General features: G+C 66.9%; 25 protein-coding genes. 17 read left to right on the forward strand and 8 right to left on the reverse strand.

Going from position 1 to position 25,347, the window contains the following annotated elements; translation table 11 throughout:
• The first annotated feature begins 87 nt into the window (after positions 1-87).
• The 10 genes from antA to kynA all read left to right on the forward strand — a co-directional run bounded on the left by antA (position 88) and on the right by kynA (position 9,327).
• On the forward strand, positions 88-1,476 hold the full coding sequence (gene antA, locus ACOMD9_RS04895; RefSeq protein ID WP_421412446.1) for an anthranilate 1,2-dioxygenase large subunit: 1,389 nt from the start codon (positions 88-90) through the stop codon (positions 1,474-1,476).
• A gap of 3 nt (positions 1,477-1,479) precedes the next feature.
• Positions 1,480-1,965, forward strand: a complete 486-nt coding sequence (gene antB, locus ACOMD9_RS04900; RefSeq protein ID WP_421412448.1) for an anthranilate 1,2-dioxygenase small subunit — start codon at positions 1,480-1,482, stop codon at positions 1,963-1,965.
• A 19-nt stretch (positions 1,966-1,984) separates the two neighbouring features.
• Positions 1,985-3,001, forward strand: a complete 1,017-nt coding sequence (antC, locus tag ACOMD9_RS04905) for an anthranilate 1,2-dioxygenase electron transfer component AntC (RefSeq protein ID WP_421412449.1) — start codon at positions 1,985-1,987, stop codon at positions 2,999-3,001.
• 7 nt (positions 3,002-3,008) lie between these two features.
• Positions 3,009-4,133 carry a muconate/chloromuconate family cycloisomerase gene (locus tag ACOMD9_RS04910; RefSeq protein WP_421412451.1) on the forward strand — a complete coding sequence of 375 codons (1,125 nt, stop codon included), beginning with the start codon at positions 3,009-3,011 and terminating at the stop codon, positions 4,131-4,133.
• Positions 4,134-4,162: 29 nt separating this feature from the next.
• On the forward strand, positions 4,163-4,453 hold the full coding sequence (gene catC / locus ACOMD9_RS04915; RefSeq protein WP_421412453.1) for a muconolactone Delta-isomerase: 291 nt from the start codon (positions 4,163-4,165) through the stop codon (positions 4,451-4,453).
• Positions 4,454-4,517: 64 nt separating this feature from the next.
• The gene (gene catA, locus ACOMD9_RS04920; RefSeq protein ID WP_421412454.1) at positions 4,518-5,492 is read left to right on the forward strand and encodes a catechol 1,2-dioxygenase; all 975 of its coding nucleotides are present in this window, start codon (positions 4,518-4,520) and stop codon (positions 5,490-5,492) included.
• A 92-nt stretch (positions 5,493-5,584) separates the two neighbouring features.
• Positions 5,585-6,568, forward strand: coding sequence for a TRAP transporter substrate-binding protein (locus ACOMD9_RS04925; protein ID WP_421412456.1), 984 nt, complete (start codon positions 5,585-5,587; stop codon positions 6,566-6,568).
• 10 nt (positions 6,569-6,578) lie between these two features.
• On the forward strand, positions 6,579-7,145 hold the full coding sequence (locus ACOMD9_RS04930) for a TRAP transporter small permease (RefSeq protein WP_421412457.1): 567 nt from the start codon (positions 6,579-6,581) through the stop codon (positions 7,143-7,145).
• The gene (locus tag ACOMD9_RS04935) at positions 7,142-8,404 is read left to right on the forward strand and encodes a TRAP transporter large permease (protein WP_421412458.1); all 1,263 of its coding nucleotides are present in this window, start codon (positions 7,142-7,144) and stop codon (positions 8,402-8,404) included. Before ACOMD9_RS04930 ends, ACOMD9_RS04935 begins: the two co-directional genes overlap by 4 nt.
• A 74-nt stretch (positions 8,405-8,478) precedes the next feature.
• Positions 8,479-9,327 carry a tryptophan 2,3-dioxygenase gene (gene kynA / locus ACOMD9_RS04940; RefSeq protein ID WP_421412460.1) on the forward strand — a complete coding sequence of 283 codons (849 nt, stop codon included), beginning with the start codon at positions 8,479-8,481 and terminating at the stop codon, positions 9,325-9,327.
• A 6-nt stretch (positions 9,328-9,333) separates the two neighbouring features.
• Here kynA and ACOMD9_RS04945 read toward each other — a convergent pair whose 3' ends face one another.
• A complete protein-coding gene (locus ACOMD9_RS04945) occupies positions 9,334-9,801 on the reverse strand; it encodes an Lrp/AsnC family transcriptional regulator (protein ID WP_421412462.1) in 468 nt (155 codons plus the stop codon).
• Between the two features lie 132 nt (positions 9,802-9,933).
• Between ACOMD9_RS04945 and kynU the strand changes: the two genes are divergently transcribed.
• The 3 genes from kynU to ACOMD9_RS04960 are packed head-to-tail and all read left to right on the forward strand — an operon-like array spanning position 9,934 to position 13,409.
• A complete protein-coding gene (gene kynU, locus ACOMD9_RS04950; RefSeq protein WP_421412463.1) occupies positions 9,934-11,190 on the forward strand; it encodes a kynureninase in 1,257 nt (418 codons plus the stop codon).
• A gap of 1 nt (position 11,191) precedes the next feature.
• The gene (locus ACOMD9_RS04955; RefSeq protein ID WP_421412465.1) at positions 11,192-11,986 is read left to right on the forward strand and encodes an alpha/beta hydrolase; all 795 of its coding nucleotides are present in this window, start codon (positions 11,192-11,194) and stop codon (positions 11,984-11,986) included.
• Positions 11,987-12,017: 31 nt separating this feature from the next.
• On the forward strand, positions 12,018-13,409 hold the full coding sequence (locus ACOMD9_RS04960) for a sodium-dependent transporter (protein ID WP_421412466.1): 1,392 nt from the start codon (positions 12,018-12,020) through the stop codon (positions 13,407-13,409).
• A 91-nt stretch (positions 13,410-13,500) separates the two neighbouring features.
• Here ACOMD9_RS04960 and katG read toward each other — a convergent pair whose 3' ends face one another.
• The 7 genes from katG to ACOMD9_RS04995 all read right to left on the reverse strand — a co-directional run bounded on the left by katG (position 13,501) and on the right by ACOMD9_RS04995 (position 21,976).
• The gene (gene katG / locus ACOMD9_RS04965) at positions 13,501-15,681 is read right to left on the reverse strand and encodes a catalase/peroxidase HPI (protein ID WP_421412468.1); all 2,181 of its coding nucleotides are present in this window, start codon (positions 15,679-15,681) and stop codon (positions 13,501-13,503) included.
• A 324-nt stretch (positions 15,682-16,005) separates the two neighbouring features.
• The gene (locus ACOMD9_RS04970; protein WP_421412469.1) at positions 16,006-17,319 is read right to left on the reverse strand and encodes a TRAP transporter large permease; all 1,314 of its coding nucleotides are present in this window, start codon (positions 17,317-17,319) and stop codon (positions 16,006-16,008) included.
• Positions 17,319-17,825 carry a TRAP transporter small permease gene (locus ACOMD9_RS04975; protein WP_421412471.1) on the reverse strand — a complete coding sequence of 169 codons (507 nt, stop codon included), beginning with the start codon at positions 17,823-17,825 and terminating at the stop codon, positions 17,319-17,321. The genes ACOMD9_RS04970 and ACOMD9_RS04975 overlap by 1 nt, the downstream gene beginning before the upstream one ends.
• 81 nt (positions 17,826-17,906) lie before the next feature.
• Entirely contained in the window at positions 17,907-18,908 is a 1,002-nt protein-coding gene (gene dctP / locus ACOMD9_RS04980; RefSeq protein ID WP_421412473.1) for a TRAP transporter substrate-binding protein DctP, read from the reverse strand.
• A gap of 73 nt (positions 18,909-18,981) precedes the next feature.
• Positions 18,982-19,620 carry a 3-isopropylmalate dehydratase small subunit gene (leuD, locus tag ACOMD9_RS04985; protein ID WP_421412475.1) on the reverse strand — a complete coding sequence of 213 codons (639 nt, stop codon included), beginning with the start codon at positions 19,618-19,620 and terminating at the stop codon, positions 18,982-18,984.
• An 11-nt stretch (positions 19,621-19,631) separates the two neighbouring features.
• On the reverse strand, positions 19,632-21,029 hold the full coding sequence (gene leuC, locus ACOMD9_RS04990; protein WP_421412476.1) for a 3-isopropylmalate dehydratase large subunit: 1,398 nt from the start codon (positions 21,027-21,029) through the stop codon (positions 19,632-19,634).
• Between the two features lie 161 nt (positions 21,030-21,190).
• Positions 21,191-21,976 (reverse strand): GntR family transcriptional regulator, encoded by a 786-nt coding sequence (locus ACOMD9_RS04995; protein WP_421412477.1) that lies wholly within the window; start codon positions 21,974-21,976, stop codon positions 21,191-21,193.
• 139 nt (positions 21,977-22,115) lie between these two features.
• Between ACOMD9_RS04995 and ACOMD9_RS05000 the strand changes: the two genes are divergently transcribed.
• The 4 genes from ACOMD9_RS05000 to ACOMD9_RS05015 all read left to right on the forward strand — a co-directional run bounded on the left by ACOMD9_RS05000 (position 22,116) and on the right by ACOMD9_RS05015 (position 25,344).
• Positions 22,116-22,682, forward strand: a complete 567-nt coding sequence (locus ACOMD9_RS05000) for a nuclear transport factor 2 family protein (RefSeq protein ID WP_421412478.1) — start codon at positions 22,116-22,118, stop codon at positions 22,680-22,682.
• A gap of 43 nt (positions 22,683-22,725) precedes the next feature.
• Positions 22,726-23,601, forward strand: coding sequence for an isocitrate lyase/PEP mutase family protein (locus tag ACOMD9_RS05005; protein ID WP_421412480.1), 876 nt, complete (start codon positions 22,726-22,728; stop codon positions 23,599-23,601).
• A gap of 50 nt (positions 23,602-23,651) precedes the next feature.
• Entirely contained in the window at positions 23,652-24,326 is a 675-nt protein-coding gene (locus ACOMD9_RS05010) for an isochorismatase family protein (RefSeq protein ID WP_421412481.1), read from the forward strand.
• Positions 24,327-24,393: 67 nt separating this feature from the next.
• A complete protein-coding gene (locus ACOMD9_RS05015) occupies positions 24,394-25,344 on the forward strand; it encodes a polysaccharide deacetylase family protein (RefSeq protein WP_421412482.1) in 951 nt (316 codons plus the stop codon).
• Positions 25,345-25,347 lie beyond the last annotated feature (3 nt).

Below are 25,347 nucleotides of genomic sequence, written 5' to 3' on the forward strand. Positions count from 1 at the left end.
TAGCGTTCCTCAAAGAACTGCATAGTGAGCCCCGGGGGGAGTGCCTAAGGTAGGTCGTACCAAACAGCAACAAGACGGTAACGACCGATGACAGCATATCGCTCCCTCCCCGAATGGCAGGCGTTTATCGAGAAGTGCATCGATTTTCGCCCCGACGACGGCGTCTATCGCGTCTCCCGTGACATGTTCACCGATCAGGCGCTGTTCGATCTCGAAATGGAGCTGATCTTCGAGAAGCAGTGGATCTTCGCCTGCCACGAAAGCCAGATCCCCAACAACCACGACTTCATCACCATGCAGGCCGGCCGCCAGCCGATGATCATCACCCGTGATGGCAAGGGCGAGCTGCGGGCACTGGCCAATACCTGTCAGCACCGCGGGGCCACCCTGACCCGGGTCTGCAAGGGCAACCAGTCCACCTTCACCTGCCCGTTCCACGCCTGGTGCTACAAGTCCGATGGCCGCCTGGTCAAGGTCAAGGCGCCGAGCGAGTACCCCCAGGACTTCGACAAGGCCAGCCGCGGCCTTAGCCAGGCACGCATCGAAAGCTACCGTGGCTTCGTGTTCATCAGCCTGGACACCGAGTCCACCGTCGGCCTCGAGGCGTTCCTCGGCGACACCAAGCTGTTCTTCGACATGATGGTGGAGCAGGCGAAGGATGGTGAGCTGGAGGTGCTGCCCGGCGAGTCTCGCTACACCTTCAACGCCAACTGGAAGCTGCAGAACGAGAACGGCCTGGACGGCTATCACGTCAGCACCGTCCACTACAACTACGTCTCCACCGTGCAGCATCGCCGCGAGCTGGAGGCCCAGAAACAGGGCAGCAGCGGCGACACCCTCGACTACAGCAAGCTGGGGGCCGGCGACAAGGACACCGATGACGGCTGGTTCTCCTTCACCAACGGACACAGCCTGCTGTTCAGCGACATGCCCAATCCCCAGGTGCGCCCCGGCTATGCCGCAGTGATGCCGCGCCTGCTGGAGCAGCACCCCCGGGAGCGCGCCGAGTGGACCATGCACCGCCTGCGCAACCTGAACATCTACCCCAGCCTGTTCTTCATGGACCAGATCAGCTCGCAGCTGCGCATCGTGCGCCCGGTGGCCTGGAACAAGACCGAGGTGATCAGCCTCTGCCTGGGGGTGAAGGGCGAGTCCGACGCCGACCGCGAGAACCGCATCCGCCAGTTCGAGGACTTCTTCAACGTCTCCGGCATGGGCACCCCCGACGACCTGGTGGAGTTCCGCGAGCAGCAGCGCGGCTTCGAGGCGCGGGCCACCGAGTGGAACGACATCTCCCGGGGCCACGAGCACTGGCAGTACGCCGAGACCCACAACAGCCAGGTGCTCGGCATCCAGCCGGTGATCACCGGTACCGAGTTCACCCACGAGGGCCTCTACGTCAACCAGCACGGCACCTGGCAGCGCCTGCTGCTCGAGGGCCTCGAGAAGAAAGCACTCAAGCTCCAGGAGGTGTAAGTCATGAGCCAGCAGCAAGCCATCGAGCAGTTCCTCTATCGGGTCGCCGAGTACTGCGACAACCAGGAGTGGGATGCCTATCTCGACCAGTTCGCCCCGGAGTGCGAGTTCCATATCCCCCAGTGGAAGGGCGAGCACGAGGTCACCAGCGACCCCAAGCGCGAGATGTCGCTGATGTACTACGCCGATCGCACCGGCATCGAGGATCGGGTGTTCCGTCTGCGCACCGGCAAGTCCGCCGCCTCCACGCCGATGCCGCGCACCCTGCACCTGATCAGTAACGTGCGCCTGGCGCCCCGGGAGGATGGGCAGGTACAGGTCAAGGTGAACTGGGTGACCCACTTCCATCGCTTCGGCGAGAGCGGTCACTTCTTCGGCACTGCCGACTACACCCTGCGCGGCGACGGCGATGACTGGAAGATCACCCGCAAGCACACCGTGCTGCTCAACGACAAGATCGATTCCGTCCTGGACTTCTACCACGTCTGATTGCGCTGGAGGGCGAGTCATGCATAACACAGCCGCCATCGTCTTTCGGGACGGCACCACCCGCTTCGTCAAGGTCGACGCCAACGAACTGCTGATGGACGCCGCGCAGCGCCACGGGGTCAACCTGCCGGTGGATTGCCGGGAAGGGGTCTGCGGGACCTGCCGCTGCCAGCGGGAGTCCGGCGAGGTCGATGTCGAGTACATCGACGAGGAAGCCCTGACCGAGGAGGAGATCGCCGAAGGGCATGTGCTGGCCTGCCAGACTCGCCTGCGCTCCAGCCAGGCCTCCTTCTACTTCGACATCGACTCCACGGTCTGCAGTGTGGCCACCGAGGTGCACGACGGCACCGTCAGCGCCGTGGAGCCGGTCTCCGAGGGGGCCGCCATCCTCGAGATCACCCTGGACGACCCGGCCCAGGCCCTGCCCTACCTGCCCGGCCAGTACGCGCGGATCGAGGTGCCGGGTACCGATGAGTGGCGCGCCTACTCCTTTGCCACCGCGGCGGTCCAGGAGGGCAAGCTGCGCTTCCTGATTCGTCTGCTGCCCAGCGGCGTGATGAGCGACTACCTGCGCGACCGGGCCAAGGTGGGGGATGCGATCTCCCTGGAGGCGCCCCTGGGGGCCTTCTACCTGCGCGAGGTACAGCGGCCGCTGCTGATGGTGGCCGGCGGTACCGGGCTCTCCGCCTTCCTCGGCATGCTCGAGGAGCTGGCCGAGAAGGGCGAGTGCACCCAGCCGATCCGTCTCGTCTATGGGGTGACCCAGGAGCAGGACCTGAGCGAGCTCGATCGCCTCGAGGCCTTTACCCGGACGCTGCCCGATTTCGCCTTCGACACCGTGGTGATGAACCCCTCGGAAGCGTGGCAGGGCAACAAGGGGGTGGTCTGCGATCTCTTCGATCTCGATTTCCTGGCCCAGCCCTTCGATGCCTACCTGTGCGGACCGCCACCGATGATCGAGGCGAGCAAGACCTGGTTTGACGAGAGCCCGGTGGGCGAATGCCGAGTGTTCTTCGAGAAATTTGTCTCGAGCTGAGGATCCCATGCGCGACGTATGTATTGAAGAGATTCAGACAATCCTGGTCGACCTGCCGACCATCCGTCCCCACAAGCTCTCCATGACCACCATGGCCTGCCAGACCCTGGTCATCGTGCGCATGCGCCACAGCGACGGCATCGAGGGCCTGGGGGAGGGCACCACCATCGGCGGCCTGGCCTACGGCCCCGAGAGCCCCGAGAGCATCAAGCGCAACATCGACACCTATCTGGCGCCGCTGCTGATCGGCCAGCCCTCCGGCAACGTCAATGCCCTGCGTGCCCGGCTCGAGCGCCATGCCCGCGGCAACATGATCGCCAAGTCGGCTCTGGAGACCGCGCTGCTCGACGCCCAGGGCAAGCGCCTGGGCCTCTCCGTGGCCGAGCTGCTGGGCGGCGCCCGCCAGACCCACCTGCCCGTACTCTGGACCCTGGCCAGCGGCGATACCGCCAAGGACATCGACGAGGCCCTGCTGCGCCTCGAGCAGCGTCGCCACGGCGACTTCAAGCTGAAGATCGGCGCCAACCCGGTGGATCACGACGTGCGCCACGTGGCCGCCATCAAGGAGGCCCTGGGCGACCGCGCCGGGGTGCGCGTCGACGTCAACCAGGCCTGGGACGAGTCCACCGCGGTCCACGGCATCCAGGCCCTGCAGGACGCCGGCATCGAGCTGATCGAGCAGGCCATTCCCGCCCGCGAGCACGCCGGCCTGATCCGCCTGGCCAACCGCTTCAACGTGCCCATGCTGGCCGACGAGGCGGTGCAGGATGCCCGCGACGGCCTCGACCTGGCGCGCGGCGGCTTCAGCGGCGCCTTCGCCCTCAAGATCGCCAAGTCCGGCGGCATCAACGGCGTGCTGGAGCTGGCCCACGTGGCCCAGGCCGCGGGCATCGGCCTCTACGGCGGCACCCTGCTGGAGGGCACCATCGGCACCGCCGCCTCCCTGCACGCCTGGGCGACCCTGCCCGAGATGGCCTGGGGCACCGAGATGTTCGGCCCGCTGCTGCTCAAGGACGACATCGTCGTCGAGCCGCTCGACTACCGCGAGTTCGGCGTGGAACTGCCGACCGGCCCGGGCCTGGGCATCACCCTGGATGAAGACAAGCTGGCGCACTATTCGCGCAAGCACTGAGTCGCGCAAGCGCCGAGGAGGAGACCAACATGCTGTTTCAGGTGGAAATGACCGTCAAGCTGCCCCCGTCCATGCCGGCCGAGCAGGCCGCCGAGATCAAGGCCACCGAGAAGGCCTACGCCCAGGAGCTGCAGCGCGCCGGCAAGTGGCGCCACCTGTGGCGCGTGGCCGGCAGCTACGCCAACGTCAGCATCTTCGACGTCGATGACAACGCCGAGCTGCAGGAGCTGGTCAGCAACCTGCCCCTCTTCCCCTACATGGAGATCAGCGTCAAGCCGCTGTGTCGCCACCCGTCCTCCATCCGCGAGGACGACGCCTGAGTCACGGATGAATCACGCCAGCCCCGCCATGGCGGGAACAAAAGATAATGCAGAGGATATTCCCATGACCGTGAAGATTTTCGATACCCCCGACGTCCAGGATTTCCTGAAGAGCGTTGCCGGCTTCGACCAGGAAGGCGGCAACGAGCGCGCGAAGCAGATCATGCACCGCCTGCTCTCCGACCTGTTCAAGCTGATCGACGACTTCGACGTCACCCCCGAGGAGTACTGGTCCGCCGTCAGCCTGCTCAACGCCCTCGGCGGCCAGACCCAGTTCGGCCTGCTCTCGCCGGGCCTGGGCTTCGACCACTTCCTGGACATGCGCCAGGACGCCATCGACGCCGAGGCCAAGCGCGTCGGCGGCACCCCGCGCACCATCGAGGGCCCGCTGTATGTCGCCGGCGCCCCGGAAGCCGAAGGCTTCGCGCGCCTGGACGACGGGAAGGACCCGGACGGCGAGACCATGTGGCTGACCGGCCAGGTGCGTGACGTCGACGGCACCCCGATCGCCGGCGCCAAGGTCGAGATCTGGCACGCCAACTCCAAGGGCGGCTACTCCTTCTTCGACCCGACCCAGTCCGAGTACAACCTGCGTCGCACCATCGTCACCGACGCGGAAGGCCGCTACACCGCGCGCAGCATCATCCCGTCCGGCTACGGCGTGCCGGAAGGCGCCCCCACCGACGTGGTGCTGAAGTCCCTGGGTCGTCACGGCGAGCGTCCGGCGCACATCCACTACTTCATCTCCGCGCCGGGTCACCAGCACCTGACCACCCAGATCAACCTGGCGGGCGACCCCTACACCTTTGATGACTTCGCCTTCGCCACCCGCGAGGAGCTGGTGGTGCCGGCCGAGCGTATCGAGGACCAGGGCGTGATCGCCCGGCGCGAGCTGGACGGCCCCTTCGCCGAGGTGGTGTTCGACATCGAGCTGGCCAGGACCGACGTGGCCGAGCTGCAGACCCGCCACGCCCGTCCGCGGGCCAAGGAAGACGAGCAGGACCAGCACAGCCAGCTGGCCGGCACCGCCAAGGTCTGAGGCCATCAGGCACTTGATGAGCAGCCCCGCCTGTATCGGGGCTGCCAGCTTCATGTCGATCAGGCTTTACAACAACACAAGAGAGACACCCCATGACACCCATCAAGACCCTGCTGAGCACCGCCGTGGCGGCCTCCCTGGCCCTCGGCGCCACCACCGGCCAGGCCCGCGACTTCCGCCTGGGACTGATCACCCCGCCCCAGCACCTGTGGTCCACCGAGGCCGTGGCCTTCGCCGAGAGCCTGGATGAGCGCTCCGGCGGCGAGCACAGCGTCAGCGTCTTCCCGGCCCAGCAGCTCGGCAACGAGGCGCAGATGGTGCAGCAGCTGCAGACCGGCGCCCTTGACATGGCCTTTTTGACCATCGCCGAGATCTCCAACCGGATTCCCGACTTCGGCGCCCTCTACGCCCCCTACCTGGTCGACGACGTGGATCATGCCGCGGCCCTGTTGCGCTCCGATGCCGCCGGGGAACTGCTCGAGCTGATGCCCCAGGGCGTGGGCCTGATCGGCGTCGGCTACGGCATGGTGGGCATGCGCCAGGTGCTCTCCCGGGCGCCCATCGAGAGCCAGGCCGACATGCGCGGCAAGCGCCTGCGCATCACTCCCTTCGAGCCGATCCGCGACTTCTACACCGCCACCGGCGCAGCCCCGGCGCCGCTGCCGCTGCTCGAGGTCTATGACGCCCTGGCCAACGGCCAGGTGGACGCCATCGACATGGACTTTGATTCGATCCTGATCCTCAAATTCCACGAGCAGGCCCCTAACCTGCTGATCTCCAACCATATGATGTTCCCCATGGTGGGGGTGGTCTCGGGGCGGGTGTGGCGCGAGCTCTCCGCGGAGGATCGCGAGCTGATCGAGACCACCATGGCCGAGCACCTGGAGAACGTGCTGAGTGGCTTCCAGGCCATGGACGCCGCCCAGGAGGCGGAGATCCGCGAGCTGGACCTCAATATCGTCGAGGCCGATGCCGAGTTCTTCAGCGAGGCCATCGCTGAGTGGGAAGCCACCTGGGGCGAGAAGGCACCGAGACTTGAGATGCTTCGCGAGGAAGCCGACCGCCTACGTGAATGAGGGTGACGTCATGCTGTCACGACTTTCCGACCGACTGGCCAAGGGAGAAGAGATCGCCGCCGCCGCCCTGGCGGCGGCGGTGACCCTGCTGATCCTGGTCAATGTGGCCTTCCGCGCTGCCGGTAGCCCCATCTACTGGATCAGCGAGCTGGCCATCTACGCCATGATCTGGATGACCCTGCTGATCGCCAGCGCGGTCTTCAAGCGGCGTCAGGGCATCGCCGTGACCCTGTTCACGGACCTCTTGCCGAGCTCCCTGCAGCGCCTGGTCGGAGTCTTCGTGGACCTGATGGTGGCGGGGTTCGCGCTGGTGCTTCTGGTGCTCTGCTGGCGCTGGTATCAGCCGCTGGCCCTGTGGCAGGCCGGCTTCGATGTGCAGGCCTTCCAGGGCGAGACCTTCAACTTCATCTATGCCGAGAACACCTCGACCCTGGGCATCAGGAAGTTCTGGGTATGGCTGATCCTGCCCTGGTTCGCCGCCTCCCTGCTGCTGCATGGCCTGGTCAACCTCGGCCAGGTCCTGCGCGGCCTGGGCCATCCGGTATCCCATTCCACTCGAGAGGAGGTGGCCCGATGACCGTCGCCGTCTTTGCCTTCCTGCTGCTGGGGGCCGTGCCCATCGCCCTGGTGCTGGCGCTTACCGCCCTGTTCTATATCCAGGTCTCGGGCAATACCGTGCTCTTCGAGTCCTATCCCCAGCAGCTGTTCGGGGCCATCGAGAGTTATGGCTTGTTGGCCATTCCGCTCTTTATGCTGGCCGGGGAGCTGATGAACGAGGGTGGGGTGACCCGCCGGCTGATCGACCTGGCGCGCCTGCTGGTGGGCGGTTTCCGCGGTGGCCTGGCCTATATCAACCTGGTCGCCAACATGATGATGGCGGCGATCATCGGCTCGGCGGCCTCGCAGATCGCCATCATGTCCCGGGCCATGGTGCCGGCCATGGAGAAAGAGGGCTATGACAAGCCCTACAGCGCCGCCATTACCGCCGCCGGCGGCCTGTTGTCGCCGATCATTCCGCCGTCGATGCTCTTCGTGCTGTTCGGGGTGATGGCCCAGGTGCCCATCGCCGACATGTTCATCGCCGGCATCCTCCCGGGGCTGCTGCTGGGCGGCACCTTCTTCCTGGCCATCGCCGTGGTGGGCCTGGTGCAGCAGTACCCCAGAGGCGAGTGGCCGAGTCGCCGCGAGGCGCTCGAGGCCCTGAAGATGGGCCTGCCGGCCATGACGATCCCGCTGATCATCATCGGCGGCATCCTGCTGGGTCTGGCCACCCCCACCGAGTCGGCGGCACTCGCCTCGCTGGCGGCCCTGCTGCTGGGGCGCTACCTCTATCGCGACCTGAAGTTCGCCATGCTGCCCGAGGTCCTCAGGCGCACCGCCATCAATGCCGGCCTGGTGATCATGCTGATCGCCGCCGCCGGGGTGTTCGGCTGGGTGATCGTCTACGAGCAGCTGCCGCAGATGGCCGCCGCCTGGATCGCCGCCCTGACCACCGATCCCTTCGTCTTCCTGCTGCTGCTGGTGGGTGTGTTGCTGCTCGTGGGGATGATCGTCGACGGCATCGCCGCGCTGATCCTGGTGGTGCCGATCCTGCTGCCGATTGCCACCCAGCAGTTCGATATCACTCCCTATCAGTTCGGTGTGGTGGTCTGCCTGACCCTGGTGCTGGGCCTGCTGACGCCGCCGGTGGGGGCGGGGCTCTTTATCGCCTCGTCGATGACCGGAGTGCCGCCCCTGCGCATCTTCCGGGCGCTGCTGCCCTTCCTGCTGGCCAGCCTGGCCACCCTGGTGCTGCTGGCCTGGCAGCCCTGGCTGACCCTGGCGCTGCTCCAGTGATTCGGCGCCGGGTGTGGCAAGGAGGCCCCGCTCGGCGCACCATCGGGAGACCGGCTCGAAGCAAGGGAGGCAAAATGAGCAAGGCACATGGTGGTTCAACGAGAGTCAACCTGGACGGCGAAGGAGTGCACTGGGACCAGGAGATGAGCTATGGCCAGTACCTGGCCCTGGAGCCGCTGCTGGCCTGCCAGACACCCCTGACCGACGAGCATGACGAGATGCTCTTCATCGTCATTCACCAGGTCTCCGAGCTGTGGCTCAAGCAGTGTCTCCACGAGGCCCATGCCGCGGCGGCGCATGTCGCCGCCGATCACTTGAGACCCGCCTTCAAGATGCTGACCCGGGTGGCGCGCATCCAGGAGCAGATGATCCAGGCCTGGGAGGTACTGGCGACCCTGACCCCGGCGGACTATGCCCGCTTTCGCGACAGCCTGGGGCAGAGCTCCGGCTTCCAGTCCTACCAGTACCGCGAGCTGGAGTTCCTGCTCGGCAACAAGCACCCCGAGCTGGTGGAGGTCCACCGCGGCCACCCCGAGCACCACCGGCGTCTCACCCGGGTACTCCAGGCCCCCAGCCTCTACGATACCTGCCTGCAGCTGCTGGCCAGGCGCGGCTTCGCCTTGCCCGATAAGGTGCTGAGCCGCGATTGGGCCGAGCCCTATGTCGCGTCTCCCGAGGTGGAATCGGCCTGGGCCGAGGTCTATGGCGACACCGAACGCCATTGGGATCTCTACGAGCTGGCCGAGAAGCTGGTGGACACCGAATACCACTTCCAGCAGTGGCGCTTCAGCCATATGAAGACGGTGCAGCGGATCATCGGCCACAAGCCCGGTACCGGCGGCACCAGCGGCGTCGGCTATCTCTCCAGGGCCCTCGAGCTGACCTTCTTCCCCGAGCTCTGGTCGGTGCGGACCCGGATGTAGGTAACCTCAGGGCGCGACCTTGAGGGGGCCGCCCACCTTGAGGGTATTCATGGCCACCTGTGTCGCAATATCCCGGATGCCCTCCATGGGACTGATGGTGGTGGAGAGGAAGTGGGAAAGCTCGGCGAGGTCCGCCACCATCACCTTGAGGATGAAGTCATGGCTGCCGGTCACGGCATGGCAGTCGATCACCTCGTCCCGGGCCAGCAGCGTCGCCACCGCTTCCCGGGGCGAGGCCATGCGCCCCTTGTCCACCGAGAGGAAGATGAAGGCGGTGACCTTGAGCCCCAAGGCCTCCGGGTCAAGGCGCAGGGCGTGTCCCTGGATGATTCCGTGCTCTTCCAGGCGGGCGATGCGTCGCGAGCACTGGCTGGGGGAGAGGCTCACCGCCTCCGCCACGGCGGCCAGGGTCAGGCGGGCGTCCCGCTGCAGGGCGTGAAGAATCCGCCGATCGTAACGGTCCAGGGTTTCCATTGCGTGTTCGCCTTGTTCGATGCAAAAGCATTGCACAGATTGCCGTTTGTCCGGTGAATAACGCAATCCTTTTCCGGTCCATCCCTCCTAGAATCAGGGACAGATTCCTGACCCGATTCCCTGGAGGCTGCCATGATCCCGACCCTCGATAGCGTGCGCGAACTGGATCGCCGCGACCCCCTGGCCGATTTCAAGGCCCGCTTCGCCCTGCCCGAGGGCGTGCTCTACCTGGACGGCAACTCCCTGGGCGCCCAGCCCCTGGCCGCCCGGGAGGCCCTGGACGCCACCCGGGATCAGTGGCGCGACGAGCTGATCAAGGGCTGGAACCAGGGCTGGTTCGATGCCCCGGAGCGCCTGGGCGATCTCGTGGCGCCGCTGATCGGCGCCGGGGCCGGCGAGGTGATCGTCAGCGACAACATCACCCTTAATATCTTCAAGCTGCTGGGCTATATCACCGAGTCCCAGGAGCGCGCGCGGCCGGTGATCCTCAGCGAAGGCGGCAACTTCCCCACCGATGGCTATATCGCCCAGGGGTTGTGCCGTTTCGCCGGCCTCGAGCATCGGGTGCTGCCGGAGGGGGCCGATCTCGCCGACCACCTCGACGAGCGGGTCGCCGCCGTGGTGCTGAGCCAGGTCAACTACCGCACCGGCCGGCTGCGTGACATGGCCGCCATCACCGCCCAGGTGCATGGGCAGGGTGCCGAAGTCGTCTGGGACCTGGCCCACTCCGCCGGGGCCCTGCCGGTGGACCTGCACGGCTGCGGCGCCCGCTATGCGGTGGGCTGCACCTACAAGTACCTCAACGGCGGCCCCGGGGCGCCGGCCTTCCTCTATGTGCACCAGGATCACCAGGCCGGCGGCTGGCAGCCTCTCTCCGGCTGGCACGGCCACGCCGCGCCCTTCGCCTTCGACGGCGACTATGCCCCGGCCCCGGGCATCACCCGCTTTCGTACCGGTACCCACTCGGCACTGATCTACGCCCCCCTGGAGGCCTCCCTGCGGCTCTGGCAGGAGGTCGACATGACCGCCCTGCGGGAGAAGAGCCTGGCCCTGGGGGAGCTGTTCCGCGACTGCCTGGCCGACCTGCTCGAGGCCGAGGGGATCGAGGACATCACCCCGCCCCGGGCGGAGCGCGGCAGCCAGGTGGCCCTGGTACATCGCGATCATGGCTCTCCCGACGCCCCGGGAGCCGGCTATGCCATCGTCCAGGCCTTGATCGCCCGCGGCGTGATCGGCGACTACCGGGAGCCGGGACTGATGCGTTTCGGCTTCACGCCCCTCTACCTCAGCTACGAGGACGTCTGGCAGGCGGCCCGCCATTTCCGCGAGGTGGTGGAGAGCCGTGAATACCTCGAAGCGCGTTTCCGGGTGCGCTCGGAGGTGACCTGAGATGGGCCTCGATCAGGATCGTGCCGCGCGGGAGCGGGCCTATTCGCCGAGCCGCTGGGCCCGGGGCTTCGAAGCCACCCTGGCGCGCCAGGCCCACCTCGGCGCCCGGCTGCGCGAGCGCCATCCGCCGAGGCGGCTGAGCGATGGGGCGGGGTCGCGGGAGGGGCTCAACCTCTTTCTCCCCGAAGGGGAGGGGCCCTGGCCGCTGATGGTCTTCCTGCACGGGGGCTACTGGCAGGAGCTGGATGCCGCGGCCACCGACTTCATGGCTGCGCCCTGGCTGGCGCGGGGCTGGGCCTTCGCTTCCCTGGATTATCCCCTGGCGCCGGGGGCCGGTATCGAGGCCATGGTGGCGGCCTGCCGCCAGGGGGTGGCAACCCTGCGCCGCGAGGCGAGCGCCCTGGGCCTGGATGGCTGCATCCACCTGGGCGGCCATAGCGCCGGCGCCCAGCTGGCGCTGATGAGCTGCCTGGGGGAGGTGCGCCTGACCGGCATCGCCGGCCTCTGGCTGATCAGCGGCATCTACGACCTGCGCCCCCTGGTGGGGACCTATATCGATGCGCCCCTGGGGCTGGATGACGAGCGGGCCGAGCGACTCAGTCCCCTGTGCCAGGACCTGAAAGGCTTGCCGCCACTGACCCTGGTGCATGGCGAGTTCGATCCGCCCGCCTTCCGGGCCCAGGGCGAGGCACTCCAAGAGCGGGCCCGGGCGGGCGGGGTGGCGGTGGAACTCCGCCCGCTGCCCGACTGTGATCACTTCGACATTCTCGAGCGGCCCGGGGCGCTGCCTCGCTGAGCCGACGTATCAACCTGGTGAGACCATTCCAATGACAATATCGCAAGCCAACAGTGCCGCTGGCGCCACCGCCTCTGCCGAGGTGCCCGCCGGTCGCGCCCAGTTCTCCAGCCGCTTCGGCTTCTTGATGGCCGCCGCCGGGGCGGCGGTGGGGCTCGGCAACGTCTGGAGCTTCCCCTCCATGGCCGCCAACAACGGTGGTGGCGCCTTCCTGCTGGTCTATGTGGTCATGGCCTTTATCCTCGCCTATCCGGCGCTGATGGCGGAGCTGACCCTGGGACGCTATGCCCAGAGCGGCATCATCAATGCCATGGGCCGGGTGGGCGGGCGCGGCCTGCCACGGCGCCTGGGGCAGGGGGTCGGCGGCCTGGCGCTGCTGGCCGCCTGCCTGGGGCAGGCCTTCTATGCCATCGTCACCGGCTGGCTGATCGGCCATGCCCTCCTGGCCCTGGCCCGGCTGCTGGGCCTCGAGGGGGCGGCGGCCTGGCTTGGCGAAGGGAGTTTCTGGCGGGACTGGAGCCTGACCCTGGCGGCCATGGTGATCACCGCGGCGGTGGTACTGGCCGGGGTGAACAGGGGCATCGAGCGCTGGACCAAGCGGCTGATGCCGCTGCTGCTGGTGATGATGCTGGGGCTGATCGCGGTGATGCTGAGTTTCCCCGGCGCCGGGGAGGGGGTGAAGACCTACCTGGTGCCGGACCTCTCGCGGATCGATGGGCAGCTGCTGCTGGACGCCATGGGGCAGGCCTTCTTCTCCCTGTCCATCGGCGTCGGCGCCATGGTGGTCTACGGCTCCTACCTGAGCCGCAAGGCCAACCTGCCGCGGGTCGGGGCCCAGGTGATGCTGATCGATATGGGCGTGGCCTTCGTCGCCGGCCTGCTGATCATTCCGGCCATGTTCGTGGCCCATGGCCTGGGCGTGGAGGTGTTCAACGAGGCCGGCGAGCTGCAGAGCTCGGCGACCCTGCTGTTCGCGGTGATGCCTGCCCTTTTCGAGGCCATGGGCTCGCTGGGGCTGGGCCTGGAGCTGATCTTCTTCGCGCTGCTGGCCATCGCCGCGCTGACCTCCATGTTCCCGGTGCTGGAGGTGCCCGTCTCGACCCTCGAGGAGACCGGCCTGATCCGCCGTCGCCCGGCCACCTGGCTGATGGCGGTGGTCACCTTCGCCATCGCCACCCTTATCCTGGTCTACTTCGAGCCGCTGTTCGACTGGGCCATCACCCTGACCATCAGCTACAGCATGCCGCTGGTGGGGGGACTGGTGTGCCTCTATGTGGGCTGGCTGCTGTCGCGCAACGCCAGGCTTCAGGAGCTGCGCCAGGGGGCCCCGGAGATCGAGGGCACCCTGTTCTGGAAGCTCTGGCCCTGGTATATCCGTGTGGTCTGCCCGCTGCTGATCCTGGTGGTGATGCTGCGCGGCTGAGCCCGTGGGTGGGCCCCTGACAGAAAGACGCCCGGGATGACCCGGGCGTCTCTGTCGGCAAGCCAGGCCGAGTGCCTGGCTCGGGCCACCATCAGCCCTGGAGCTTCTCCAGATCGAAGCGGTCGGCGTTCATCACCTTGGTCCAGGCCTTGACGAAGTCCTTGACGAACTTCTCCTGGTTGTCGTCCTGGGCGTAGACCTCGGCGTAGGAGCGCAGGATGGAGTTGGAGCCGAACACCAGGTCGACGCGGCTGGCGGTCCACTTCACCTGGTCGGTCTGGCGGTCGCGAATCTCGTAGAGATTGTTGCCCGTCGGCTTCCAGGCGTTGTCCATGTCGGTCAGGTTGACGAAGAAGTCGTTGGTCAGCTGACCCTCGCGGTCGGTGAACACGCCGTGCGTGGTGCCGCCGTGGTTGGTGCCCAGCACCCGCATGCCGCCGATCAGCACGGTCATCTCTGGAGCGGTCAGCCCCAGCAGCTGGGCACGGTCGAGGAGCATCTCCTCAGGCTTGACCACGTACTCCTTCTTCTGCCAGTTGCGGAAGCCATCGGCCAGCGGCTCCAGGTACTGGAAGGAGTCGGCGTCGGTCATCTCGTCGGTGGCGTCGCCGCGGCCCGGCGAGAAGGGCACGAGGATGTCGTGGCCGGCGGCCCTGGCGGCCTGCTCGATGCCCACGCTGCCGCCGAGCACGATGACGTCGGCCACGCTGGCACCGGTGTCGGCGGCGATCCGTTCGTACACCTTCAGCACCCTGGCCAGGCGGTCGGGCTCATTGCCTTCCCAGTCCTTCTGCGGGGCCAGGCGAATGCGTGCACCGCTGGCGCCGCCGCGCAAGTCGGAACCGCGGAAGGTGCGCGCGCTGTCCCAGGCGGTGCTGACCATCTCGGCGATGGAGAGGCCGCTCTCGGCGATCTTCTGCTTGACCGCCTCGACGGAGTAGTCGCTGCTGCCGGCCGGTACCGGATCCTGCCAGATCAGGTCCTCCTCCGGCGCTTCCGGGCCGATATAGCGGGACTTGGGTCCCAGGTCACGGTGGAGCAGCTTGAACCAGGCCCGCGCGAAGGCGTCCTGGAAGTAGCTCGGGTCCTTGCGGAACGCCTCCATGTACTTCCGATAGCTGGGGTCCATCTTCATCGCCATGTCCGCATCGGTCATGATGGGATTGTGGCGAATGGAGGGGTCGCTGGCATCGACCGGCTTGTCCTCCTCCTTGATGTCGACGGGCTCCCACTGGTTGGCGCCGGCGGGGCTCTTCTTCAGCTCCCACTCGTGGTCGAGCAGCATGTCGAAGTAGCCCATGTCGAACTTCGTCGGGTACTTGGTCCAGGCCCCTTCGATGCCGGAGGTCACCGCATTGGCGGCCTTGCCCTGCATGTTGGGGTTGGTCCAGCCGAGCCCCTGCTCCTCGACGTCGGCCGCCTCGGGCTCCGGGCCCAGCGCGTCGGCATCGCCGTTGCCGTGGGTCTTGCCCACGGTATGGCCACCGGCGGTCAGCGCCGCGGTCTCCTCGTCGTTCATCGCCATGCGGGCGAAGGTCATGCGTACCTGCTCGGCGGTCTTGAGCGGATCCGGCTGGCCGTTCACGCCTTCCGGGTTGACGTAGATCAGGCCCATCTGCACCGCGGCCAGGGGGTTCTCCAGGGTGTCGGGCTTGTCGACGCTGCCGTAGCGCTCGTCGGAGGGGGCCAGCCACTCCTTCTCGGCGCCCCAGTAGATGTCCTTCTCGGGGTGCCAGATGTCCTCGCGGCCGAAGGAGAAGCCGAAGGTCTTCAGGCCCATGGATTCGTAGGCCACGTTGCCGGCCAGGATGATCAGGTCGGCCCAGCTGAGCTTGTTGCCGTACTTCTTCTTGATCGGCCACAGCAGGCGGCGCGCCTTGTCCAGGCTGGCGTTGTCCGGCCAGGAACTGATCGGCGCGAAGCGCTGGTTGCCGGTGCCGCCGCCACCTCGGCCGTCGGCGATGCGGTAGGTGCCGGCCGCGTGCCAGGACATGCGGATCATCAGGCCGCCGTAGTGGCCCCAGTCGGCCGGCCACCAGGCCTGGCTGTCGGTCATCAGGTCGTGGAGGTCCTTCTTCAGGGCGTCGAAGTCGAGCTTCCTGACCTCCTGGCGATAGTCGAAGTCCTCGCCCATCGGGTCGGTCTTGCGATCGTGCTGGTGGAGGATGTCCAGGTTGAGGGCTTCCGGCCACCAGTCCATGTTCGAATGGCCCGAGACGGTATTGCCGCCGTGCATTACCGGGCATTTGCCAGTTTGCTGCTGATCACCCATATCGCTCTCCAATCCCATCTGGCTGCGTTGAGGAGACTGCCACCTCTGTATAGACGATGGCGGTTCGGGGGGACAATGAGCGGTATCAACCATCGGCGACCCGGCGGCTGAAGGCCGCAGCTCCGCCCCCGATTACTCCCCAAGCTACTCCCCCTGAATCCATTGGCACAATGCGGGATTGCCGACCGCATCGATAGAGAATCTTCATGGGCAATCGGGCGTCGAGCTGCTACGCCTGCCGAAGGGCGGGGCATGAAGCCGCGGGACGTTCCCGCAGCACGAGCGCTCGGTGGAGGCGGCAAGGGCGATCGTCGGAGCCCCCGGTCAGTTCAGCATCCCGGGCAGCCAGGTGGCGATGGCGGGGAACATCACCAGGATGGCCACCAGCAGCATCGAGCAGAGGATATAGGGGATGGCGGCGGCATAGATCTCGCGCATGGTGGTGCCGCTCGGGGCCACGCCCTTCATCACGAACAGCAGCAGCCCCAGGGGGGGCGTGGAGAAGCTGATCTCCAGCGCCAGCAGGGTGATGATGCCGAACCAGATGGGGTCGAATCCCAGCACCTGGGCCAGCGGGAAGAAGAACGGCACCGTCAGCATCATGATGGAGATCTGCTCCATGAAGGTGCCGAGCACCAGCAGTACCGCGAACATGGCCAGCAGCATCAGGATGGGTGCCAGGTCGAAGCTGGTGGCCCAGTGGATCAGGCCGCTCGAGGCACCCGAGAAGGCCAGCAGCTGGCTGAAGGTGGCGGAGCCGAAGACGATCAGGTAGGCCATCAGCGTCACCTTGAGGGCCCCGGCGACCGACAGCTTGAAGGCCTCCCATGTCATGCAGCGGTAGATGACAGCCAGGAGGATCGCCCCGAGCGCACCGAAGGCCGCCGCCTCGGAGGGCGTGGCGAAGCCCGTCAGCATCAGTGCGACGATCAGGATCATGACGCTGATCATCGGCAGGATGTCGGTGAGGACCAGCTTCAGCTTGGCGGCCAGGGGAACCGGCTCCAGCGCATAGGTGGGGGCCGCCGAGGGATCCAGGCGGGTCTGGATCCAGATGGTCGCCACATAGAGCCCGGCCAGCAGCAGGCCCGGGAGGATGCCGGCGATCAGCAGGGCGCCGATATCGATCTTGGCCAGGGTGGCGAGCAGCACGGCCAGTGCCGACGGCGGGATGATGATGGCCAGGCCGCCGGTGCCGAGGATCGGCCCGATGGCCATGCGCTTCTTGTAGCCACGCCGCTCCATCTCGGGCACCAGCAGCGAGCCCATCAGGGCCGTCGATCCCATGGAGGAGCCGCTCAGGGTGGAGAAGCCGGTGCCGCCCACCACGGTGACGTAGGAGAGCCGGCCGGGGACCTTGCCCATCAGCTGGTCGATGGCGTTGAACATCTTCATGCCCAGGCCGGTGCGGAAGAACAGTTCTCCCATCAGCAGGAAGAGGGGAATCGGCACCAGGCTGAAGCTCGACAGGGCGCCGAAGCCGTTGTTGAGCAGCTGGATGATGCCGTTCTGGCCGCCCATGAAGTGCCAGGCGCCGATCACGTTGGCGGCCAGGAAGGCCAGCGCTATCGGCGTGCCGATGGCCATGAAGGCCAGGATGAGGGTCAGGAGGAAGGCCAGTGCCAGATACCATTCCATTACTCTTTTATCCCCGCTTCGCCGCTGTGAAGGATGTCCCGCCCGACCACGAAGCGGGCGAATTCGATGGCCATCATGGAGAAGCACACCGGGTAGGCGATGGTGAGGATCCACTTGGGCACGAAGAAGGCGCGCACGTCGTAATCGTTGCGCGCCAGGTTGAGTGACACCAGGTCATAGCCCTTCCAGGCCAGCACCACGCATACCGCCACGCACAGCAGGGCCACCAGGCGGCTCAGGACCTGCAGCGCCAGCGGCGGCAGGATCGAGGTGAGCAGCTCGATATGCACATGCCCCTTGTGCCTCACCAGCCAGGGGGCGCCCAGCAGGGTGAGATAGAACATGGCGTACTCCGTGGAAAGGAAGAACCACGCCGAGGGTTGCAGGCCGAGGTTGCGGATCACCACGGAGAGCACGATGGCCACCATCAGCCAGACCAGCATGGTGGCGGCGATGAGGGCCATGCCGTTGAGCAACAGCAGATAAGCACGACTCGCGAAACGCATAGGGATCCCTGGACGCGAAGGTGGGGGCGAGCGGACCTGACGGCACGGGGGCCGGCCGCATGGCGGCCGGCCCCGTCAGCCTCAGAGGTCGTTGAACTTCTCGATCAGCTCGTCGTAGTGTTCCAGGCCCATGGGGTGGCGCTCCATCTGGCGGCGCATGCGCTCCCAGGTGGCTTCACGGGCGGCCTCGGAGAAGGTCGCGCCGGCCTCGCCTTCCAGGCGGAAGACCTGCATGCCGTCGGCCTCGAGCTCGGCCTGCTGTTCCCGGGCCAGCACCTCGAAGCGCTCGGCGCTCTCGCGCTCGTGCTCGATGGCCACTTCCTGAAGGATCTCGCGGGACGCTTCGCTGAGGCTGTTCCAGCTGTCCAGGTTGACGATCGCGCCCATGTCGGTGGAGAAGAAGTCGGGGTCGATGCGGTAGTTGAGGAAGCGGTCCCAGTTCAGGTCCTTCAGGCCGATCTGGGTCCAGCCGGTGGCGTTCACCACGTTGCGTTCCAGGGCGGAGTAGACGTCGGTGGTGGGCAGGCTGATCGGCTGGGCGCCGAGATAGTCCTGGAAGAAGGCGTCGTACACCGGGTTGCTGCGCAGGGTCAGGCCGGAGACGCTCAGGTTGCCGTCGTCGTCGAGGCGCGGCTCGTTGATGGTGTAGAGGTTGTAGCTCACGCCGCTGTCGAACCAGCCCAGGTAGTAGACCCCCATCTTGTCCTGGTGGATCTGGTTGAGCAGGTCGATGCCGCCGTTCTCGCGGGCAAAGGTCGCGTTGGTGTTGGAGGCGACCATGGCGTCGCGCTCGGGCACGGTGCCGGCGTAGAAGCTGGCCGCGGTGTAGGCCATGTCCACCACGCCGTTGCGCACGGCGTCAGGCTGCTCGGAAAGGCCGATCACCTCGGGGCCGCCCCGCACGTCGATCTGCACCACGCCCTCGCCACGCTCGTTCACCTTGTCGACGAACTCGAGGAAGCTCTGGGTGTAGATCAGCGAGGGCGGGAAGGCGTGAACCGCGGTAATGCGGTCGACGGCCAGGGCATGGCCGGAGGCCATCAGGGCGGCGAGGCCCAGGGGGGCGATGAGTGCCTTGTTCATGGTTGTTCTCCTTGTGAACAGCGGGTAGTGGTCTTGCCGTTTGTCGTTGGCCCCTGAGGGGCTGGCGTCAGCGTTACCCCCGGGTGATGACGTCTTCCCGGGGGGGTGTCACGTCGAGCCAGGGATGTTGCCTGGCATAGTCTCTCGCGAAGCGCCGGATGGCGTCCGCATGCTGCCGGGTCAGGTCGATGTCGTCCCAGCCGTTGAGCAGCTTGGTGCGCCAGCCCGGCGCGATCGTGAATTCCATCACGAGGTCCCCGGCCTGGATGCGGCATGCCTCCAGGTCCACTCGCAGCGGCCCGGGTGCGTCGCCCAGGTGGTCGAGCAGGCGTTCGATGTCCTCTTCCGGAAGGGTAGCCGGCAGCAGGCCGTTGTTGACCGCATTGGAGGAGAAGATGTCGCCGAAGCTCGGGGCGATGACGCAGCGGAAACCGAAGTCCACCAGGGCATACACCGCGGCCTCCCGGGACGAGCCGGCACCGAAGTTGCGCCGGGCCACCAGGATGCGCGACTCGCCGGCCGCGGGGTGATTGAGGATGAAGTCCTCGCGCGGCTTGCCGGCCTCGTCGTGGCGCAGGTCGTGAAGCAGGAACTGCCCGTAGCCGACACGCCGCGGCTCCTTCATGAAGCGCGCGGGGATCAGCTGGTCGGTGTCGACGTTGGCCAGCGGCAGCGGGCAGGCCAGGGCCTCCAGGGTCTTGATGGGTTCCATCGGGGCTCCCCTCAGAGTTCGCGGATGTCGGCCAGGTGGCCGGCCACGGCGGCGGCGGCCACCATGGCCGGGGACATCAGGTGCGTCCTGGCGCCCGGCCCCTGGCGGCCCTTGAAGTTGCGGTTGGTGGTGGAGGCGCAGCGTTCGCCGCTGGGGACCAGGTCACCGTTCATGCCCACGCACATGGAGCAGCCGGACTCGCGCCACTCCAGGCCGGCCGCCACGAAGACCCGGTCGAGGCCCTCGGCCTCCGCCTGGTGCTTCACCCGGGTGGAGCCGGGCGCCACGATGCCGGGCACCCGGCTGCGCCGGCCCCTGAGGACCTCCGCCGCCGCGCGGAGGTCCTCGAGGCGCGCGTTGGTGCAGGAGCCGATGAACACGCGGTCGATGGCGATGTCGGTCAGCTTCTGGCCCGGCTCGAGGCCCATGTACTCGAGGCTGTCGCGCACCTGGCGTGCCTTGCCGGCATCGGCCATGTCGGCCGGGTCGGGCACGCACCGGTCGATGGGCAGGGCCTCCTCCGGCGAGACGCCCCAGGTCACGGTCGGCGCTATCTCGCTGGCGTCCAGCGTCACCTCCCGGTCGAATCGTGCGTCAGCGTCGCTCTTCAGCGTCTGCCAGAAGGCCCGGGCCTGTTCCCGGCTGTCCTCGCCCGGGGCGAAGGGGCGGCCACGCAGGTAGTCGAAGGTGGTGGCGTCGGGAGCAATCATGCCGCAGCGGGCACCGCCCTCGATGGAGAGGTTGCACAGGGTCAGCCGGGCCTCCATGGAGAGGCTGCGGATAGTGCTGCCGGCGTACTCGATGGCATGGCCGCGGGCGCCGTCGGCGCCGAGCCGGGCGATCCAGGTCAGGGCGATGTCCTTGGCCGTGATGCCGGGGGGCAGGGCGCCCTCGACGGTGAGGCGCATCTGCTTCGGCCGCGTCTGCCAGAGCGTCTGGGTGGCCAGCACGTGGGCCACCTCCGAGGCGCCGATGCCGAAGGCGATGCTGCCGAAGGCGCCATGGGTGGAGGTGTGGCTGTCGCCGCACACCATCAGCAGGCCCGGCTGGGTCAGCCCCTGCTCGGGGCCGAGCACGTGGACGATGCCCTGGCGGGGATCGTCGAGGCCGAACAGGGTGATGCCGTGTTCGCGGGTATTGTCGGAGAGCTGCTCGATCATGCCGCGGATCCGGGCGTCGCCGATGGCATCGAGGCGGCGGGTCAGGGTCGGCACGTAGTGATCGGCGATGCCGAAGGTCAGGTCCGGCCGCGCCACGGGCAACCCACGCTCGCGCAGCTTGTTGAAGGCGTGGAAGGAGCCCTCGTGCACGAAGTGCCGGTCGATCCACAGCAGGCTCTCGCCGCTCTCGCTGCGATGGATCTCGTGGGCGTCCCATACCTTGTCGAACAGCGTGGTTGGCATTGTCATGGTCGCTTGGCCCGCCGGGGCTTCCGTCGTCTGGTGGCTCGGTCGCTCGGAATCATTATCCGTCGCTGGTCAGATACAACTAGCGCAGCTGAATGGCACAGGTCAAATGTATTTTCTGTCGTTTTTTAAATGTATCAATAATAGAACATTTGATGCGCCTGCTACGCCTCGGTGGCCATCGGCTCCCAGTAGCGTGACTCCTCGTCCCCGGTGCGGTTGAGGTCGATCTGGATGCGATAGCGGTCCGGCCGGTAGAGGGCATCCAGGTATTCCACGCCACGCCCCTCCTCGTCGTAGACGACGCGGGTCAGGGAGATGAGCGGCGAGCCCACGGACACGTCCAGCGCCTCGGCGACCTCGTGGGTGGCCAGGATCGCCGAGATCGTCTGGGAGGCGTGGTCGACCCGCACGCCGCTGCGCTCCAGCAGGGCGAACAGCGGCATGCTGGAGAGATCCGCCTCGTTGTAGTGCAGGGCGATGTACTCGGGGACGTGGGTCACCAGGTAGGAGAAGGGCTTGTCGTCGGCCATGCGCACCCGTATGGAGCGCTGCACCCGCTCGCGGCCGTCGAGGCCCAGGCTGTCGCGCACCGTCTCCGGGGGCTTCACGTAGCTGAACTCCAGCAGCCTGACCCGCGAGGCCTGGCTCATCTTGACCATGTTGGGCAGCAGGTTGGAGACGCTGGCCGTCATCACCGTGGCATCCAGCGGCTGCTCGAGCACCACGGTGCCGAGCCCCGGCTTGCGGGCCACCATCCCCGCCTCGCGCAGGGCCTCCATGGCGCGGCGGACGGTGACCCGTGACACGCCGTGCTGCTCGGCGAGCTTGATCTCGCCTGGCAGCTTGCGTCCCGGGGGCAGGCGTCCACTGAGGATCGCGTCCTTGAGCAGCAGGAAGATGCGATGGGACTTGGTGCCTCCCACGGAAGTCGCGTGTGTGTCGTTCATGGCACGTACCTTGATCGTTTCTCGGAACTTGACGCCGGCAGTCAAGTGGACATAGAAATGTATTATGCATAGTACAGGTTGTTGTGCCATGCGAGAGTGAAACGTGGACAACAAGGATAACAACCCCAGGGAGACGCCCATGCCCGTCGTTCAGGTCAGTCTGATCAGCGGCTACTCCAGAGAGCTCAAGCAGCGCCTCTGCTCGCGGCTGACCGATGCCGTCCGCCACACGATCGAGGCGGACCCGGAGGCCATCACCATCTTCCTTCACGAGGTCGACCCCGACGGCTACATGCGCGGGGGGCGTGCCCGTGCGCCCGGCGCCGAGGCAGCGGCTCCGCCCAGCCCCGAGGCGCTGGTGCGCACCTTCCTCGATGCCATGGAGGCCCGTGACCTGGAGGTCGCCTCGGCCCTGCTCGCCGATGACTTCACGATGGAGTTTCCCGGCAGCGGGGTGATGAGCCGCCTGGACGAGCTGGTGGCCTGGGCGCGTGGTCGCTACCGGTTCGTGAAGAAGCGCTTCACCGCCTTCGACAGCTGCGACAAGGGGGACCATGCGGTGGTGGTCTGCCACGGCGAGCTGTACGGCGAATGGCCGGACGGCAGCACGTTCGATGGTATCCGCTTCATCGACCGTTTCGAGGTGCGCGACGGCAAGCTGTCGCGACAGAGCGTCTGGAACGACCTGGCGCTGGCCAGCGCCTGAGGCTCGCCCGTCCCCCCCCTGTGATTCGAGGAATTCCATTGCCATGACTCAACCTGCCAACGACCTCAAGGCGCGGCTGCACGCTCCCGACATCGTGGTTGCCCCCGGTGTCTATGATGCCCTGGGGGCGTCGCTCGCCGAGCAGGCCGGCTTCGACACCGTCTACCTGTCCGGTGCCAGCCTGGCCTATACCCAGCTGGGGCGCCCGGACATCGGGCTGCTCAGCCTCTCCGAGGTCAACGATGCCCTGGCGCACATCCGCGAGCGTACCGAGGCCTCCATCGTGGTGGACTGCGACACCGGCTTCGGCAATGCCATGAACGTCATGCGCAGCGTGCGCATGCTCGAGCGCTCCGGCGCCAACGCCATCCAGCTCGAGGACCAGACCTACCCCAAGCGCTGCGGCCACCTGCGCGGCAAGACCCTGGTGTCCACCGGGGAGATGGTCGGCAAGCTGAAGGCGGCGCTGGATGCCCGCGAGAGCGACCGGACCCTGATCATCGGGCGCACCGATGCCCTGGCCGTGGAGGGCACCGAGGGCGCCATCGCGCGGGCCCGGGCCTACCGCGATGCCGGGGTCGACATGCTGTTCATCGAGGGCATCCGCAGCGACGAGGACATCGCCCGCATCATGAGCGAGTTCCGCGGCCGGGTACCGATCATGGCGAACATGGTGGAAGGCGGCGATACACCGCTGCAGAACGCCGAGGCGCTTCAGGCGCTGGGCTTCTCGCTGGTCATCTTTCCCGGTGCCCTGGTGAGGGCGGTCACCCACATGGCCAGCCAGTTCTTCGCTACCCTGCGCCGGGACGGCACCACGGACGCCTTCCGCGACCGAATGCTCGATTTCGGGCAGCTCAACGACTATCTCGGCACCCGGACGATGCTGGAGCTGGGACAGAAATACGAGAATCGCTGACGGCTGGCGCCCCCGAGGCGCCCGGCCACCACCACTTCGGGAGATACCAGATGATCACGACCGACAAGACCGCCAGGGAAATCTTCCACGAGGTCATGGCCAACCCCCAGCGGGTGCCCTTCGGGTTCGGCAACAAGGCGGTGCTGGTCAATGTCGACCCGCAGAAGGCCTACACCCGCACCGACCTCTACAAGACCGCCTACGAGACCGATCCCCACCAGCTCGACCACGTGAACCGGCTGGCCCGCGCCTTCCGCTCACTCGGCTGGCCGGTGGTCTGGACCCATGTGGCCTTCCTCGACTCCGCCGAGGACGCCGGGGTGTGGGGTACCCGCACCGATACCCCCGACTCGCTGCAGAACATCAAGTACGGCTCCGACCGCGCCGCCTTCGACGAGCGGGTGGAGATCGATCCGAAGGATGTCGTCTACACCAAGCGCATGCCCTCGGCCTTCTTCGAGACCCCGCTGCAGTCGCTGCTGGTCTGGCACCAGGTCGATACCGTGATCGTCACCGGCGGTTCCACCTCGGGCTGCATCCGCGCCACCGCCGTGGAGAGCCTGTCGCGGGGCTATCGCACCATCGTCCCCATGGAGTGCGTGGCCGACAAGCACGAGAGCTACCACTACGCCAACCTCACCGATCTGCACCTCAAGTATGCCGACGTCATGCCGGTGGCGGACGTGCTGAGCTGGCTGGAGTCGCGCATCGCCGAGCAGCCCTGAGCCGGCCGGCGGCGAGAGTGCAAGAGGCGAGACCGGATCAGGCGAGAGTGGAGGAGGAGGGTTCAGCATGAAGGAAACACTGGGAGCCTACGACTACTGGCCCTGGGAGAACCGCCCCAGGATCACCTGGCCGAACGGGGCCCGGGTCGCCTTCTGGGTGGCCCCCAACATCGAGTACTACGAGCTCGACCCGCCACAGAACCCGCAGCGCAAGCCCTGGCCGACGCCGCACCCCTCGGTGCCCGGCTACAGCATCCGCGACTACGGCAACCGGGTCGGCCACATGCGCCAGATGGCGCTGCTCGACAAGTACGGCGTGCGCGGCTCGGTGTCGCTGTCGGTGGCGCTCTGCGAGCATCATCCCGAGATCATCGAGATGTGCCGCGAGCGCGACTGGGAGTTCTTCAGCCACGGCATCTACAACACCCGCTACACCTACGGCATGAGCGAGGCGCAGGAGCGGGAGATGATCCGCGACGGCATCGAGACCATCCACCGCCACACCGGCCAGAAGTGCGCCGGCTACCTGGCGCCGGCGCTCTCCCACTCGGAGCGCACCCTGGACCTGTTCGCCGAGGTGGGCCAGGAGATGTTCGGCGAGGAGGGCGGCATCTACACCTGCGACCTCTTCCACGACGACCAGCCGACCCCGATCCGGCTGCGCTCGGGGCGTCGGTTCGTCTCGGTGCCCTATTCGCTGGAGATGAACGACACCATCGTCTATGCGGTGAACAAGGTGGAACCGCGCCACTACCTGACGATGCTCAAGCGCCACTTCGACCGGCTCTACGCCGAGGGCGCCGAGTCGGGCACGGTGATGTGCATCCCGACCCACAACTACCAGATCAGCTGCCCGCACCGCATCAAGGCCTTCGAGGAGGCGCTGGAGTACATCACCGGGCACAGCGATGTGTGGGTGACCACCGGCCGCGAGATCGCCCGGCACTACCTCGAGAACCACCATGACGCCGCCCAGCGCGACATCGATGCCAAGGCCGCCGCGGCCGGGAGGAGCTGAGCC

Origin of the sequence: Halomonas terrestris (genome assembly GCF_049166755.1) — a bacterium.
Taxonomy (GTDB): Bacteria; Pseudomonadota; Gammaproteobacteria; order Pseudomonadales; family Halomonadaceae; genus Halomonas.